Genomic DNA, 14964 nt, shown 5'->3' with positions numbered 1-14964 from the left:
CGCGAACTACCGCCCCCCGTCACCCGCCCCGCGAGGCGGCCCGCCGTCACGCCGTGGTGTCGAGCCCGGTGCCGGTCTCAGCATCACCAGCCCGTCAGCCCGCCCCCTCAGCGGGCCGCAGCGTGCACGCACAGCAACCACGCGGCCAAGGCGGCGGCGCCCATGGTCACCGGCGGTCCCCCGGCCGCCCGCCCCCGCGCGGCAGCGCGGCCCCCGGCACCACCAGGTCCGCCCGTCCCCGGCTCGCCGCGACCAGGCGGGCGTTCGGCTCGTCCGAGCGCCGTACCCAGGCCGCCGCCTGCTCGGGCGACTTGCCGAACTCCACGTGCCGGGCGGTCAGCCGCCGTACCCGTTCCGCCTCGTCGAGGTCGCAGAACCAGACCTCGTCCAGCGCCCGCCACACCCGGCGCCAGGCACCGTCGTCCAGCAGCAGATAGTTGCCCTCCGTCACCACCAGCCGGGCCGCCGGTGCCGGCCCCACCGGCACCACCCCGGCGATCGGCTGCTCCAGCACCCGTTCGAAGCCGGGCGCGTACACCACCTCGCCGGGGTCGTCCGCCCGCAGCCGGCGCAGCAGTGCCGCGTACCCGGCCGCGTCGAAGGTGTCCGGCGCGCCCTTGCGGTCCCGGCGGCCCAGCCGGTCCAGTTCCGCGTCGGCGAGGTGGAAGCCGTCCATCGGGACGTGCGCCGCCCACGCCCCGCCGGCCCCGTTCAGCTCCCGCACCAGGCGCTCGGCGAGTGTCGTCTTGCCCGCTCCCGGGCTGCCCGCGATGCCGAGGATCGCCCGCCCCCCGTCCCGGGGCAGCGCACGGGCACGGGCGAGCAGGTCGTCGAAAGTCAGCGGCACGCCCCGAGTCTGCCATCCGGCCCTGTGGCGGGGACCACCCGATGGGAGGTGCCCGGCCGGGGAACTGTCAGGGGTATGACCACCCAGCTCGGCCTCCCCGAATCCGTCCAGGCCTGTCTCTTCGACCTCGACGGCGTCGTCACGAAGACGGCGGTGGTGCACGCCGCCGCCTGGAAGGAGACGTTCGACTCGTTCCTGCGCGCCCGCGACGGCGCCGGCTTCCGGCCTTTCACCGACGCCGACTACAGCCGGTACGTCGACGGCATGCCCCGCGCCGACGGCGTACGCACCTTCCTCGCCTCCCGCTCGATCGAGCTGCCCGAGGGCGACCCCGACGACCCACCGGACCGGGACACCGTCAACGGCCTCGGCAACCGCAAGAACGAACTGCTGCTGAAGAAGATCCGCACCGACGGCGTCGAGGCGTACGACGGCACCCTGCGCTACATCGAGGCGGTGCGGGCGGCCGGCCTGAAGACCGCCGTCGTCTCCTCCAGCGCCAACACCGTCGACGTGCTCCGCTCCATCGACGCCGAGCGCCTGTTCGACACCCGGATCGACGGCGTCGTGGCCCGCGACCGGAAGCTGCCGGGCAAACCCCGCCCCGACACCTTCCTCGCCGCCGCCCACGACCTCGGCGTCGAGCCGTCCCGCGCCGCCGTCTACGAGGACGCCCTGGCCGGCATGGACGCCGGCCGCTCCGGACACTTCGGGTACGTCGTCGGCGTCGACCGCGTCGGCCAGACCGACGCCCTGTACGCGCACGGCGCCGACCGCGTGGTCAAGGACCTCGCCGAACTGCTCGGAGGCGCCGAGTGATCACCAACCGCGCCTACGCCGTCGAGCCCTGGTCGGTGCGCGAGACCGAGCTGAACCTCGACCTGCTGGCCCAGAGCGAGTCCGTCTTCGCCCTCTCCAACGGCCACGTCGGCTGGCGCGGCAACCTCGACGAGGGCGAACCGCACGGCCTGCCCGGCACCTACCTCAACGGCGTCCACGAGATCCACCCGCTGCCCTACGCCGAGGCCGGCTACGGCTACCCCGAGTCCGGCCAGACCGTCATCGACGTCACCAACGGCAAGCTGCTGCGCCTGCTCGTCGACGACGAGCCCTTCGACCTGCGCTACGGCCGCCTCGTCACCCACGAACGCTGCCTGGACCTGCGCCGCGGCGTTTTGGAGCGGGTCTGCGAGTGGACCTCCCCGGCCGGCTCGACCGTCCGGGTGCGCTCCACCCGGCTGGTCTCCCTCACCCAGCGGGCCATCGCCGCCGTCGACTACGAGGTGGAGGCCGTCGACAGCCGCATCCGGGTGGTCATCCAGTCGGAGCTGGTCGCCAACGAGAGCCTGCCCGACCCCAACGGCGACCCGCGCGCCAGCAAGGCCCTGAAGTCCCCGCTGGAACCCGAGGAGCACCGTGCCGCCGGCCCCCGCCTGCGCCTGGTCCACCGCACCCGGCGCAGTGATCTGCGGGTCGCCGTCGCCGCCGACCACGAGGTGGACGGCCCCGAGTCCACCACCAGCGGCAGCGAGTCCAGCGACGACGTGGCGCGGCTGACCATCACCTCCGTACTGGCGCCGGGCCAGCGGCTGCGGGTGCGCAAGACCGTCGCGCACGGCTGGTCCGGCGCCCGCTCCCGGCCCGCCATGGGCGACCAGGTCGAGGCCGCGCTGGCCGCCGCCGGACACGGCGGCTGGGACGGCCTGGTGGCCGAGCAGAAGGAGTACCTCGACGAGTTCTGGGCCCGCGCCGACGTCGAGGTGCACGGCGACGAGGAGATCCAGCAGGCCGTCCGCTTCGGCCTCTTCCACGTCCTCCAGGCCGGTGCCCGCGCCGAACAGCGGGCCATCCCCTCCAAGGGCCTGACCGGCTCCGGCTACGACGGCCACGCCTTCTGGGACACCGAGATGTTCGTGCTCCCGGTGCTCACCTACACCGAGCCCAAGGCGGTCGCCGAGGCGCTGCGCTGGCGCCAGGACACCCTGCCCGCCGCCCGCGACCGCGCCGCCCAGCTCGGCCTGCGCGGCGCCGCCTTCCCCTGGCGCACCATCGACGGGTCGGAGGGCTCGGCGTACTGGCCGGCCGGCACCGCCGCCTTCCACGTCAACGCCGACATCGCGCACGCCGCCGTCCGCTACACGGCCGCCACCGGCGACACCGGCTTCGAACGCGACACCGCCCTGGAACTGCTGGTGGAGACCGCCCGGCTGTGGCGCTCGCTGGGCCACCACGACCACCACGGCGTCTTCCACATCGACGGCGTCACCGGCCCCGACGAGTACAGCGCGGTCGCCGACGACAACCTGTACACGAACCTGATGGCCCGCTCCAACCTGCTGGCCGCCGCCGACGTCTGCGAGCGCTACCCGGACGAGGCGGCCCGGCACGGCGTCGACGACGAGGAGAGCGCCGCCTGGCGGGACGCCGCCGAGTCCGTGCACATCCCGTACAACGACGAACTCGGCGTCCACGAGCAGCACGCCGGCTTCACCCGTCACCAGCGCTGGGACTTCGCCCGCACCGGCGCCGACCAGTACCCGCTGATGCTGCACTTCCCCTACTTCGACCTCTACCGCAAGCAGGTGATCAAACAGGCCGACCTGGTGCTGGCCATGTACACCTGCGGCAGCTGGTTCGACGCGCACAGCGACGCGGAGCAGATCGCCCGCAACTTCGCCTACTACGAGCCGCTCACCGTCCGCGACTCCTCGCTGTCCGCCTGCTGCCAGGCCGTGGTCGCCGCCCAGACCGGCCAGCTGCGGCTCGCCTACGACTACGCGGCCGAGGCGGCCCTGATGGACCTGGCCGACCTGGAGCACAACACCCGCGACGGACTGCACATCGCCTCCCTGGCCGGCACCTGGATGGCGCTGGTCGCCGGGTTCGGCGGCACCCGCCGGGACGGCGACACGCTCCGCTTCTCCCCGCGGCTGCCGGAGAAGTTCAGCCGGCTCGCCTTCCGGCTCCAGTTCCGCGGCCGCTGCCTGCGGGTGGAGATCGACGGCGGGAAGACGACGTACACCCTGCTGTCCGGAGCGCCGATGCGGGTCAGCCACCACGGCACCGAGTTCACCGTCGACGGCGACGGCCCCGTGGTCCGTGCCGTCCCCGCGCTCGCCCCGCGCCCGGAACCCGAACAGCCGCCGCACCGCCGCCCCAACGCCCGCTGAGCCGGACCCGGCGACTGGCCGTAATCCACCCTGCGGGCCGGGTGACCCCGGGTTAGTTTGACTCCGTTCGCCCGGGGTTCGCCCGGGGTTCCGGATGCCTTCACGAAGGGGTGGACATGGCCGACAGCGCGCACGCCGTCCTGACCGGAGGGCGACGGGACGGCCGGGCGCCGGCGGCCGGCCTGCCGGGGCGCGCGGCGGACCTCCGCCCGCTCGCCGCCGTCGCCGCCGCCTTCACCCTGGCCCAACTGCTCCTCGTCCGCCCCGGCCTGGGCCTGGGCTGGGACGAGATCGTCTACGTCAGCCAGGTCACCGGACACACCCCGGCCGCGTTCTTCAGCGCCCCCCGCGCCCGCGGCCCCGCCCTGCTGGCCGCGCCCGTCGCCGCCTGGTCGTCCTCCACCGAACTCCTCCGCGCGTACCTCGCCGCCCTCTCCGGCCTCGGCCTCTTCCTGGCCCTGCGGGCCTGGCGCGGCCTGTTCCCGACCGGGGTGCTGGCCGCCGCCGGCGCCCTCTTCGCCACCCTGTGGGTGACTCTCTTCTACGGTCCCCAGGCCATGCCCAACTACTGGGTCGCCGTCGGCGCCCTGATCTGCGTCGGCTGCTTCCTGCGGGTCCGCGCCGGCCACCCGGCGCGGGCCGCGCTGTGCGGCGTGCTGGCGGGCGCCGCGCTGATGGCCTGGATGCGCCCGGCCGACGCCGTCTACGCGAGCCTGCCGCTGCTGGCCGTCGCCCTGTGGCGGCGCCACGCCCGGCTGCTGCTCGCCCTCGTCGGCGGTCTCGCCGCCGGGGGAGCGGAGTGGGTGATCGAGGCGTACGCCCGGTACGGCGGCCTCGCCGAACGGCTGCACGAGGCGTCCCGCATCCAAGGCGGCCTCGGCTGGGCGATCGCCGTCGACGACCAGCTCCGCAGCCTGGGCGGCCGCGCCCTGTGCCGCCCGTGCACCGGGGCGTTCCCGCACCCCGCGGTGACCCTGTGGTGGTTCGCCCTGCCGCTGCTCGCCGCCCTCGGCCTGGCGGTCGCGGTCCGGGCCGGCCGCACCGCCCGCACCCTGCTCCCGCTGGCCTGCGCGGCGACCGTCGCCCTGCCCTACCTGTTCGGCATCGGCTACGCGGCACCCCGCTTCCTCCAGCCCGCCTACGCCCTGCTCGCCCTCCCGGTCGCCGACGCCCTGCGGCACCTGGTGCGCGCCCCCGGCGGCCGGTGGCGCCCGGTACCGGCCGCCCTGGTCGCCCTCGCCCTGGCCGGCCACCTCGCCGCGCAGTACGCCGTACTGGACCGCACCGTCGACCGCACCACCCGGGACCGCCAGGACTGGGCCCGCGCGGCGGACGCGCTGCACGGCCTCGGCGTCCGCCCGCCCTGCCTGCTCACCGGCCACGAGGCGATCCCGCTCGGCTACTACACCGGCTGCTCCTCGGGCAACACCGCCGGACACAACGAGAACACCACCCCCGCCGAGATCGAGCGCACCGCCCGGCGCGTCCCGGCCGCCGCGCTCACCGTCCCCGGCGGCAGGGCCCCCGGCTACGCCCGCACCTGGACCCCGTACCGCGTCGGTGACCTGCGGGTCCTGGTCGCGCCACGGCCGGGGGCGGACGGCACCGGCTGAGGGAGCGGGCTCCGGGGACGGAAGGCACCGGCCGCCGGACGGGTTTCCCGGCCGGCGGCATCAGGTAGGACACCGGTTGTCGGGACACCGGTTGTCGGGACACGGGTTGTCGGTGCACGGGCGAAGGAGGAGCGGCATGACGAGCGCCGAGCCGGACGGCAGGCCGGTGACGGGATTCTTCGCCCCGGGCACGTCGTCCTTCAGCGAGCGCGCCCGGCGGCGGCCGCGGCCGGATCTTCTCCTACGACGTCGCCGGCGGCCGCTACGAGAAGCACGCCTTCCACGCCGAGGGCTCCGGCTCCCCCTACGCCCGGGGCGCCCTGAAGAGACTCCACCGCGCGGACCTGCCCCGGCGCGAGGCGGTGCCGGCCGCGCTGCACGCCCTGTGGGACGCCGCCGACGAGGACTCCGCGACCGGCGGCCCGGACCTCGGCCGGGGGATCCACCCCGTGGTCTCGGTCATCACCGAGGCCGGTTTCGAGCGGCTCCCGGCGGCCGGGACCGAGGAGCTGAGCCGGGCGACGGTGGAGCAGCGGCGGCACCGGCCGGACGGGCCCCGGGCCGCGCTCTGAGCCGTTCGCGCGCGGGGCCGGGAGCAGGCCCCCCGGGGCCGTCGAGGTTAAAGATCGCGGGACGGGAAACGCGAAAGCAGACCGAGACGCCCCAGGCGGCGCAGCGCGAGCGAGAAGGAGGCGGCGATGGGCACCGACCCGATGGCCGACGACGTCTACCAGCCCACCGGCGGCAACGAGGAGCAGGAGGACGCCGCGCCGCTGGACATGGAGGACGCAGTCGACGAGCGCACCTACGACGACACCCTCGACGAGGGCTACTCCCCGCCGGAGAAACCACTCGGCGTCGACAAGGTGGGCACCACCGCCGCCGAGCAGCACGACGGCGAGACCCTGGACGAACGGCTCGCCCAGGAGGTCCCGGACGTCACCCCGCCGGCCGGTGACGGCGTCGGCGACCGGACCGACGGCGAGGGCGAGCCGGTCGACCCTCAGGCGGGCACGGACCGGGCCGGCCGGCTGGTCGCCCCCGACGAGGGCGTGCGCACCGACACCACCAAGGAGACCGTCGCCGAGGACGTCGGCATCGACGGCGGCGCGGCCGGCGCGGAGGAGGCCGCCGTGCACGTGGTGGACGACGACACGGCCCCCTAGACGCCCCTGGACGACCCCCGCACGACAGTCAGGGCAGCAGCTTGTCCAGCGCCGCCGGGCCCTCGGCGGCCAGCTTGCGCCGGGCCCATTCCAGGTTCTCCTCGGTCAGGTCCCGGCCGGCCGCCAGGACCAGGTCCTCGGGCGACACGTCGGTGCCGGTGCGGGCGTGCAGCAGACCGTCCGGGGTGACGCGGTCCTCGTCCGGGCCGGCCCCGGACGGCCGGGCGGCGTCGGGCTGTGGTGTCGACATGATCGATACGCTCCTCGGGGTCCGGATCGCTGGCTCGGTCCCGGTGTCCCGGTCCCGAATCTCCCGGTATCACCGTAACGTCCCCGAGGAGCCGGGGCGCCTCAGAAGGCGGTGAGGGTCAGCCGTATCCCGGTCGGCGCGGTGTCCTGGATGTAGGAGGCGAAGTCGGCGACGTCGTCGAAGGCGAAGCCGTACGCCTTGCCGTCCTCGGTGGCCGCGTGCATCGCCTTGGCGTAGTGGTTGGTGAGTTCGGTGCCGTAGAACGCGGCCGGGTCGGTGGTCGGCTGGGCGGCCGAGGACAGCAGGGTGGAGCGGTTGAAGCCGGCGCCGAGGATCGCGGCGACCGGGCCGGTGGTGCCGTCGTTCGGCGCGGCCAGGGCGCCGTCGCAGAACAGCACGTCCCGGGTGGACGGCTTGGCGAAGGAGACCGACGCCGGACCGCTGAAGGTGAACTGCTCCCCGCGCACCCGGCCGGTGAAGGTCCCCGCGTTGGTGGTGACCGTGAGGTCCTTGCCGGTGTAGGTGCTCCACACCTCGTCGATGTACGGGGCGAAGTAGTCCTTGGCGAACAGTCCGGCGTCCAGCCCGTGCCCGGGGGCGATGATCCGGGTGTCGTCGACGACCAGCGGCGCGAACTCCGGCACCTGCCGGACCGCCTCGAACGCCGCCGCCCGGCCGCCCGCCTTCACGGTGCCGGCCGTCTGGTCCTTCGCGCCGGTCAGCCGGATGGCCATCGGCACGCTGAACATGTCCACCATGGTGGTGTTGCAGAACATGCCGGAGGCGTTGTACGTGAACTCCGCGCAGTCGTGCAGCACCCCGTAGTTGGGGTCGGACGACACCCAGCCGGCCGGGTACTGGAGCGCGGCGTTGCCGGCGCCGTCGGTGACCGCCTTGAACTTCAGCTTCTCGCCGAGCGCCACGTAGATGCGGCCGGACATGTACGGCAGGGACAGCTGGGTCGCGCCGCTGCCGGACAGGCTGATCGCGTAGTCGGTGTAGCCGTCGGCGCCGTTGTCGGACAGGGCGACCGGGGCGAGCGTCCCGTCCGCGGTGAGCCGTACCTGCTTGCCGTCCAGGTTGCCCACGACGTACAGGTGGACGTCGGTGTCGCCGAAGGAGCCGGTCTCGTTGACGACCGTCAGCGGCAGGGTGCCCGCGGCCTTCGTCGCGGCCCCCGAGGTGTCCGTGCCGTTGTCGGCGAGGGCGTGCGGGGCGATCGCGGCGATGGCGGGCGCGGCCACCGCCGCTCCGCCGAGCGCGACGAGCAGCTTGCGGCGGCCGAGCGGACGCTGATGACGAGCGGTCATGTGGGGGGCCTCCTGAGGACGTGCGTGGTGCGGCGCGTGAGAGCGCTCTCAGAACGCGGCCGATGGTACGCACGGAGACTGGCGTGGCCAACGGTCCGAGCGTGCGCCAAATCGGTTGATCCTGTGCGGAGTTGGGGATACCGGATGCCTCCCGGGACCGCCTTAACCGGCGTTTAAGGGCCGCTTAACCCGACCGGCCGCGGGTCCGGGGCGGCCCCGGCGACCGCGCCCGGCGCCACCGGCCCGCTCCTCGCGCACTCCTCGAACACCGGTGGGCCCGTTCACCTTCGCCCGGATTCGCCGGACATCCGCCCAGCGGGCCGTCTACGCTACGAACAAGCCGCGTCACCCACCGTGTTCGCCCGAGGAGGCTCCCCGTGTCATCGCCCTGCGACCCCGCGCACGCTCCCGCCGGCGATGTGGGCGCGGCCCTCATGATGATCGACTCGCGGCTCAAGAGCATCCACGACGGCAAGACCGCCACCGATCCCGAACAGCAGGAACTGATCGACCAGTTCGCCGCGTCGCTGGGACCCGGCGGGGTTGACGACGTGCTCGACGGCGCCTGCACTCTCATCTACATGTTCATGAGATGGCTGCGGATGGCCCACGAGGACCACGGCAAGGACGTCATCGAGTACGTCGTGCCCAACCTGGTGGCCACGATGCGGATGATGCCCAAGAGCGTCCCCCCGGAGACCATCCCGACCATGGCCGGCCTGGTCATCGCCGCCGGCACCGGCCTGAGCCCCAGCCTCTGGCGCAAGCAGTACGGGTACTGGACCGAGGACGAGATGACGCCGTTGGAGGCCACCGCCTTCCTGCTCGCGGAGCACATCAACCGCATCACCGAGGACCCGGACTTCGCCACCCGGCTGATCACCGAAGCGCTGACCAGGTCCGACGAGGGCTGACCCGGCGCCACCCGCCCGCGTCAGGCCAGCAGTGCCTCGGCCTCCGCCAGAATCTCCGTCACCCGCAGGCCGAACGCGGCGTCGCACGGATGCGGCCGGCCCGTCCGTACGGCGTCCAGCAGCGCGTCCCCGGCCCGCAGCAGCGCGGGCACCGCCCCGTCGTCCGCGCTCGGCGGCAGCGGCGTCACCCCGGCGGCACCGCGCAGTTCCACCGTGGCGCCGGCCGCCGCGGGCGGAGCCGTCAGACTGAGCGTCAGCACACTGGACGCGCCGCCGGCGTGGTCCAGGACGACCTGCACGGTGTCCCCGGGGCCGGGCGCGGCCGCCGCCACCCGCCGGACGTCACCGAGGACCGGCAGCAGCACCGACAGCGCGTGCGGACCGACGTCCCACAGCGCTCCCTTCTCCCGCCGCCACGGTGACGCGGCGAACGGGCTGTCGCCGGTGAACACCGCGCCGAGCCACTGCGCCCGCGCGGTGAACCAGCCGCCCCGGCCGGCCTGGACGTCGATCCACGCCTCGGTCTCCGGCCGGAAGCGGACGGTGAAGAACACCACCGAGGCCACCCGCGCCGCGCGCACCGCCTCGGCCACGGCCCGGCCCTGCGCCACGGTGGTGGCCAGCGGCTTGTCCAGCAGCAGATGGCGGCCCGCCCGCGCCGCGCGCACCGCCAGGTGGGCCTGGACCGACGGGGGCAGCGCCACGGCCACCGCGTCCACGTCCGCCAGCGGGGCGTCCACGTCGTCGTAGGCCCGGGTGCCGTACCGGTCCGCCAGTTCCCCGGCCGCCACCGGCCGGCGGCCCCACACCCCGGCGAACTCGAGGCCGGCGTGCCGGTGCAGGGCCGGAGCGTGTGCCGACTGGGCCCAGGGACCGGGCCAGCCCAAAGGGTGCGGCCCTGCTCGTCGGTGACGACGGTGGCCTTCTTGGTGTTCTGCCGCATCTTCCCCGAGACGAACGCGCGCCGTCCTGGCCTGTTCGCCCCGGGGCGGCGCACCCGGATTTCGGTGCCGTCCAACCTCAGTTCCACGCCTTCGGCCGCCGCGTAGGCGAAAACGTCCTCCAACGTGCGAAGCCGCAGGTCGAGGCGTCCTGGCACAGCGAAGCCCCGGGCAGCCAACAGCGGACGGATCTCATGGACGGCGCGGGTGATCGTGGAGCGGTCCACGCCGTAGAGCACAGCCAGGGCTGCATGAGGAAGCTGTAACCGCAGGACGACCAGGGTGACGATGATCCGGTCGGTGAACACCAACTGATGGTTCGGACCGGCCCCGGCGGCTCGCAGACGGCCGCGACCCCTGCGGTTGTGTAGTCGGCACTCCTCAGAGGCCATCCACGCATGAGCCAACTCGCCGACCAGCGCACCGAGTCGACGGGGCTGAAGGCCGGTGAAGACGGGATGGGACAAGGCCGTGCGACCAAGGTATTGCGTCACATCAACATCCAACCCGACAGCCCCCTTCACGTCACGGCGCTCAGAAGGTGTCGAGCGCGCCCACGGCCGCACAGATGTGGCCCAGACCGCCCCCCGACCGCCTCCCGGCGCACCACCAGGAGAGCAGCCCCTCCACCTCGCGCGTATGCATGCCCAGGTTGTGTTCGACACACAGGGGCCACGCCTGCCACAGACGCTCAGCGACGGTTTCCTGCGCGGCGTCGGCGACGATCGCCAAGGCATGAGCAGAGTCTTCTGCCGTCTTTGGGTACAGATGACTGCCGTGCCACTCGCCGTTGGCCAGGGCAACGTAGACACACTCCGGCTCGCCCGCCTCGTAGGAAGGCTGGGCCAGCAGTTGCAGAGGTCCCTGCTCAGGAAGAGTCACGGCCAAGTCCTGGTTAAGGACCGCGAGAGCCTCGTCCCACAAGGGGTACTCGCCTCGCGAGACCCGACGGACTTCGGGTTGATCGAAAAGAGCATGCATAGGGGCATCCTCCGCTACGGACGCCCAACCTCAATCGCGCACAACGTCGTTATTGCGCAGGGTCATGGCGCTGCACGATCCGCAGTTCAGCACGCCCCGGGTGCTGGGCGTGGACGACTTCGCGATCCGCCGCGGCCAGACCTACTCCACCGTCTTGACCAGCGTCGAAGACCATCGTGTGGTCGATGTGCTCCCGACCCGCGAAGCCGGGCCACTGGCCGCCTGGCTGATCCAGCACCCAGGCGTGCAGATCATCTGCCGGGACCGAGCCGGCGCCTACGCCGAGGGCTCCCGCCGCGGTACCCCGACGCTCTGCAGGTCGCCGACCGGTTCCATCTGTGGCAGGGCCTCGGCCGGGCCGTGGAGACCTGCGTCGCCGCCCACCGCGACTGCCTGCGCACCCGGCCGCCCACCGGCACGCTGCCAGGCGCGACCCGCCCCGACCCTGGTCGGCCGCAGGACGACTCGGCGCCTGTCGGCCGGCGGGCCGACCGGAAGAAGGCAGCACACGCCCTGGTCCACGAGCTCCTCGCCCAAGGCCACTCACGCCGGGCGATTGCCCGGCACCTGGGCTGGGGTCTCAACACCGTGCTCCGGTACGCGAACGCCGCACGCTGGCAGGACACCTTCCGAGAGAACCGGCCCCGATCCAGCAGGCTGGACCCCTACAAGCCCTACCTGGAGCGGCGATTCGCCGAGGGATGCACCAGTGTCACCCGACTGCACGGCGGACTCATTGCCGCCAACGCGCCCGTCACCTACCAGATGGCCCGCGCCCACATCGCGACTCTCCGCAGGACCCCGGCCGGCGCGGCACCGCGGCCACCGTCGGTGCGGCAGGTGACCGGCTGGCTAACCCGGCACCCCACGGCCCTGACCGAGGAAGACCGGGCCGGCCTGAAGGAGGTCCTGGCCCGTTGCCCCGAACTGGACAAGGTCGCCGGACATGGCCGTGGCTTCGGCGAGATACTCACCGACCGCCTCGGCTCGACACTCCCCACCTGGATCGACGCAGTCGACGCCAGCCAGCTACCCGGCCTCACCGGCTTCGCACTGCACTTGCACCGAGACTTCGACGCCGTGACAGCCGGGCTCACCCTGGACTGGAACTCGGGCAGCATCGAGGGCGCCGTCAACCGCATCAAGAAGATCAAGAGGCAGCTCTACGGCCGAGCCGGATTCAAACTGCTCCGCAAACTGATCTTGCTTCAGTAGCTGTCGCGACGGCGGTCTGTCGCTGGTCGGCACGCTAGAGGTCAGAGTTCGGTAGTCCAGATCCCGACAGGGTGCTCACTCGGCGGCAGCCACAACTGAGGCTGCGACTCCCGATGCCGTTCCTCGGCCTGTTCTTCCCAGTGAAAGCGGTCATCAGCGTCGGGCCACGCGACTTGCAGCACAGGGAAAGGAGGCCGCCGGTAGAACCCGATGGCCTGCCCGAAGAAGGTCCGGTACCAGCGGAGGTCAACGTTTCTAAGCGCGACGTGGTGACCGTCGACAACATCAGGGTGTCTCTGGCCATCAGCCAGTACGGCGCCCGCAGCGGACTTCTCGCCGACTCTGTTGAGCATGCGGTGCATGGCGTGGATGTCGAGTCCAAACATGGCGAGTTCAGGGGCGCCGTGAGTATGTGCGAGGCCGATCGTGTAGGCGAATCCAGGACCGATGTCGTCCTCGGGAACCATCACGACGTGCCATCCGTGCCGCTGCACATTCCCGATGATCGTCAGATCCATGCGGTCCGCTTCGTCCCGGTCGCCGTAGTCATGACAGAGGACGCAGCGGCACTGGAACGGATCAGCAGTCATACGCGGAGGCTACGAGGTGAGTGCTTGAGTCGGTCAGCCGGGCTCGTGACCACCCGTTCAATCGAACGACATCGTCACCCTCAGCGACCGCTCCCCAAGATCTGTGCCAGAACCGAGTTCTGGCAACGCTTGAGGGCTTGCGGTGGGAGCATGGACGTGCTCTGCGGGATGAGGCTGCGATGGCGCCACCGAAGTCCAAGGTCGACTTGTACGCGGCGATCCGTCGTGACGCCCGGGCAGGGATGTCGTACCGGGCCTTGATGCATGAGTACGGAGTCGGATTCCGCACGGTGCAAGCCGCGTTGGAGCCGGTCTGGCCAGAGCCGCGGAAGAAGCCGCGGCCGCGCTGAAGGAGGAAACTGGGTTGGCCGTCCCCTGGGATGTTCTGGTGTCCACGAGCGTTGGTGCCGTCGCAACCATCATCGGCATCGTGGTGGGCGGCTTCGTTGGCCGCCGCAACCAGAACCAGCAATGGCTGCGCGACACCCAGACAGCCGCCTACGGAGCCTTCCTCCAGGAGTTCACGGCGGTCGAGATCGAGTTGCGTGAGGCATACCTCGACGACCGGCCCAACAACGCCAACTGGCCACCGTTCAACGCCGCCTTGACCTCACTCAGCCTGGTCGCCACCCCCGACGTTGCGAATGCCGCCGGCGACCTGGCCGATGCGATCGGCCGCTTCGCGCTCCTGGTCGCCGACCGCGGCCCGAAGAACCGTGACAACCTGCAGCGGATCATGGCGGAACTCGCATCCGGACAGCTCGCCTTCGTCAACGCGGCCCGCAGCTCCCTCGACGGATCCCAGCAGCCCATCAGCCGGCAGCTGGGAGGACCGCCGCCATGGCGCGAGATCGAACCCTACGTCCCCACACCAGGCGCCGCTGACTGACGTCGCTCCTCAGTGATCCGCCTATGGCTCAAGCCATGATCAGCCACACCACAAGGCATCGGCCCACCAGCACCTACGACCCCTGAACCACCGGAAAGAACCTGGGAGGCGTGCGTCACCGCCACTGGACGTCATCGCGCTGCTGGGCTGCGCCGTGGCCCGGTGATCTCGGCAGAAAGCGCAGTCTTCCTCCACTTGGCCTTCGCGACACGATCTGGGTGTGACGACGTTGTTCCTGACAGTCGGCCTGCCAGGTGCCGGGAAGACCACGAGAGCTCGGCAGCTGGCCATGGAGCACAGCGCGCTGCGGCTGACGCCGGATGAGTGGATGATCCCGCTGTTCGGCGATCCGCAGCCGGAGGGGAAGCGCGATGTGCTGGAAGGACGGCTGCTCTGGCTTGGTCTGGAGGCGCTGAGGCTGGGAATCAACGTGGTCCTGGATTTCGGATGCTGGTCTCGTGACGAGAGGTCCGCGATCCGCTGGTTGGTGATGTCTGTGGGCGCATCCTGTCAGCTTGTGTATGTGCCGGTGGACCATGAGACCCAACGTGCTCGGGTCGCTCATCGTCAGTCGACCACCCCTGATCAGACCTTCGCGATGAACGAGACGGATCTCCTGCACTGGAGGACACTGTTCGAGGAGCCCGACGCCACGGAACTCGACGGACATGAGGTTGGAGATCCGCCTCCTGGATGGTCAGGATGGCTGGAGTGGGCCGCCCATCGGTGGCCGTCACTCGCGTGACTGTCCGGCCGACCTTGGTGCGGCCCAGTACTGGCGCGGGAGCATGGGGCCAGCCGCCGTGCGCTCCGAAAGCGTTGCCAGCTCCCACCTACAGGACCACCTACCTGGAGCGGCGGGCGCAGCTGCTTCACCGGCTCGTGGACGCCACCGGAGATGAGTCCTCCCGCTACCTCGCCCAGGACGCCGAGGACCGCGCCGCGGCGGCCCGGGCCGGAGCCGAGGCCCTGGCCGCCGAGTGCGGCGATGCGAAGCCCGCACCCCGCCAGGGCTGAACGGCCGGGCGCCCGGCCGGAGGTCCGTCACATCCCTCCGTCCGGGCGCCCGGAGACTAGC

Annotated in this window: 15 protein-coding genes and 3 pseudogenes; 11 read left to right on the top strand and 7 right to left on the bottom strand. The window is 72.1% G+C overall.

The features are described from left to right. Positions 1-166: 166 nt before the first annotated feature. Positions 167-847, bottom strand: coding sequence for a nucleoside/nucleotide kinase family protein (locus ACTT8P_RS03475; protein ID WP_442830012.1), 681 nt, complete (start codon positions 845-847; stop codon positions 167-169). Positions 848-922: 75 nt separating this feature from the next. On the opposite strand from ACTT8P_RS03475, the gene ACTT8P_RS03470 reads away from it, so the two are divergent. The 5 genes and pseudogenes from ACTT8P_RS03470 to ACTT8P_RS03450 all read left to right on the top strand — a co-directional run bounded on the left by ACTT8P_RS03470 (position 923) and on the right by ACTT8P_RS03450 (position 6796). Next, positions 923-1666, top strand: a complete 744-nt coding sequence (locus tag ACTT8P_RS03470) for a beta-phosphoglucomutase family hydrolase (RefSeq protein WP_442830011.1) — start codon at positions 923-925, stop codon at positions 1664-1666. Beyond that, positions 1663-4017: a glycoside hydrolase family 65 protein gene (locus tag ACTT8P_RS03465; RefSeq protein ID WP_442830010.1), complete on the top strand. Its 2355-nt coding sequence runs from the start codon at positions 1663-1665 to the stop codon at positions 4015-4017. The genes ACTT8P_RS03470 and ACTT8P_RS03465 overlap by 4 nt, the downstream gene beginning before the upstream one ends. Before the next feature lie 116 nt (positions 4018-4133). Then, positions 4134-5630, top strand: coding sequence for a hypothetical protein (locus ACTT8P_RS03460; protein ID WP_442830009.1), 1497 nt, complete (start codon positions 4134-4136; stop codon positions 5628-5630). 206 nt (positions 5631-5836) lie between these two features. Then, a pseudogene (locus ACTT8P_RS03455) lies at positions 5837-6202 on the top strand (proteasome subunit beta); the annotation flags it as partial. A gap of 126 nt (positions 6203-6328) precedes the next feature. Continuing rightward, positions 6329-6796 carry a DUF5709 domain-containing protein gene (locus ACTT8P_RS03450; RefSeq protein WP_442830008.1) on the top strand — a complete coding sequence of 156 codons (468 nt, stop codon included), beginning with the start codon at positions 6329-6331 and terminating at the stop codon, positions 6794-6796. Between the two features lie 28 nt (positions 6797-6824). Here the strand turns inward: ACTT8P_RS03450 and ACTT8P_RS03445 are convergent, their stop codons facing one another. Then, positions 6825-7046 (bottom strand): hypothetical protein, encoded by a 222-nt coding sequence (locus ACTT8P_RS03445; protein ID WP_442830007.1) that lies wholly within the window; start codon positions 7044-7046, stop codon positions 6825-6827. 101 nt (positions 7047-7147) lie between these two features. Then, positions 7148-8356 (bottom strand): glycoside hydrolase family 64 protein, encoded by a 1209-nt coding sequence (locus tag ACTT8P_RS03440; protein WP_442830006.1) that lies wholly within the window; start codon positions 8354-8356, stop codon positions 7148-7150. A gap of 377 nt (positions 8357-8733) precedes the next feature. Here ACTT8P_RS03440 and ACTT8P_RS03435 point away from each other — a divergent pair, with 377 nt between their 5' ends. Then, positions 8734-9270, top strand: coding sequence for a hypothetical protein (locus ACTT8P_RS03435; protein ID WP_442830005.1), 537 nt, complete (start codon positions 8734-8736; stop codon positions 9268-9270). A gap of 20 nt (positions 9271-9290) precedes the next feature. Here ACTT8P_RS03435 and ACTT8P_RS03430 read toward each other — a convergent pair whose 3' ends face one another. The 3 genes and pseudogenes from ACTT8P_RS03430 to ACTT8P_RS03420 form a co-directional block, all read right to left on the bottom strand. Next, positions 9291-10157 (bottom strand): Gfo/Idh/MocA family protein, encoded by an 867-nt coding sequence (locus tag ACTT8P_RS03430; RefSeq protein ID WP_442830004.1) that lies wholly within the window; start codon positions 10155-10157, stop codon positions 9291-9293. Then, positions 10154-10705 (bottom strand): annotated as a pseudogene (locus ACTT8P_RS03425) (transposase family protein); the annotation flags it as partial. The pseudogene ACTT8P_RS03425 and the gene ACTT8P_RS03430, both read right to left, overlap by 4 nt. 40 nt (positions 10706-10745) lie before the next feature. Beyond that, the gene (locus ACTT8P_RS03420) at positions 10746-11093 is read right to left on the bottom strand and encodes a hypothetical protein (protein ID WP_442830003.1); all 348 of its coding nucleotides are present in this window, start codon (positions 11091-11093) and stop codon (positions 10746-10748) included. A gap of 163 nt (positions 11094-11256) precedes the next feature. On the opposite strand from ACTT8P_RS03420, the pseudogene ACTT8P_RS03415 reads away from it, so the two are divergent. Beyond that, positions 11257-11430: pseudogene (locus tag ACTT8P_RS03415) on the top strand (transposase); the annotation flags it as partial. A 122-nt stretch (positions 11431-11552) separates the two neighbouring features. Beyond that, entirely contained in the window at positions 11553-12407 is an 855-nt protein-coding gene (locus ACTT8P_RS03410; RefSeq protein WP_442830002.1) for a transposase, read from the top strand. A 41-nt stretch (positions 12408-12448) separates the two neighbouring features. Here the strand turns inward: ACTT8P_RS03410 and ACTT8P_RS03405 are convergent, their stop codons facing one another. Beyond that, positions 12449-12997 (bottom strand): DUF4262 domain-containing protein, encoded by a 549-nt coding sequence (locus ACTT8P_RS03405; protein ID WP_442830001.1) that lies wholly within the window; start codon positions 12995-12997, stop codon positions 12449-12451. 364 nt (positions 12998-13361) lie between these two features. Here ACTT8P_RS03405 and ACTT8P_RS03400 point away from each other — a divergent pair, with 364 nt between their 5' ends. From ACTT8P_RS03400 to ACTT8P_RS03390, 3 genes are all read left to right on the top strand, one after another. Then, complete coding sequence (locus ACTT8P_RS03400; RefSeq protein WP_442830000.1) at positions 13362-13886, top strand: hypothetical protein; 525 nt, start codon at positions 13362-13364, stop codon at positions 13884-13886. A 220-nt stretch (positions 13887-14106) separates the two neighbouring features. Continuing rightward, a complete protein-coding gene (locus ACTT8P_RS03395; protein WP_442829999.1) occupies positions 14107-14631 on the top strand; it encodes an AAA family ATPase in 525 nt (174 codons plus the stop codon). Positions 14632-14705: 74 nt separating this feature from the next. Next, positions 14706-14903: a hypothetical protein gene (locus ACTT8P_RS03390; protein WP_442829998.1), complete on the top strand. Its 198-nt coding sequence runs from the start codon at positions 14706-14708 to the stop codon at positions 14901-14903. The last annotated feature ends 61 nt before the right edge of the window (positions 14904-14964 follow it).

The sequence above is a fragment of the Streptomyces sp. JW3 genome, from assembly GCF_052216785.1.
In the GTDB taxonomy this organism is placed as follows: domain Bacteria; phylum Actinomycetota; class Actinomycetes; order Streptomycetales; family Streptomycetaceae; genus Streptomyces.
This window is presented reverse-complemented; position numbering and strand designations above follow the sequence as displayed.

Coding starts and splice junctions, on each gene's coding strand:
- ACTT8P_RS03460 (WP_442830009.1), top strand. CDS start 4,134: ATGGCCGACAGCGCGCACGCCGTCCTGACCGGAGGGCGACGGGACGGC.
- ACTT8P_RS03470 (WP_442830011.1), top strand. CDS start 923: ATGACCACCCAGCTCGGCCTCCCCGAATCCGTCCAGGCCTGTCTCTTC.
- ACTT8P_RS03445 (WP_442830007.1), bottom strand. CDS start 7,046: ATGTCGACACCACAGCCCGACGCCGCCCGGCCGTCCGGGGCCGGCCCG.
- ACTT8P_RS03405 (WP_442830001.1), bottom strand. CDS start 12,997: ATGACTGCTGATCCGTTCCAGTGCCGCTGCGTCCTCTGTCATGACTAC.
- ACTT8P_RS03450 (WP_442830008.1), top strand. CDS start 6,329: ATGGGCACCGACCCGATGGCCGACGACGTCTACCAGCCCACCGGCGGC.
- ACTT8P_RS03440 (WP_442830006.1), bottom strand. CDS start 8,356: ATGACCGCTCGTCATCAGCGTCCGCTCGGCCGCCGCAAGCTGCTCGTC.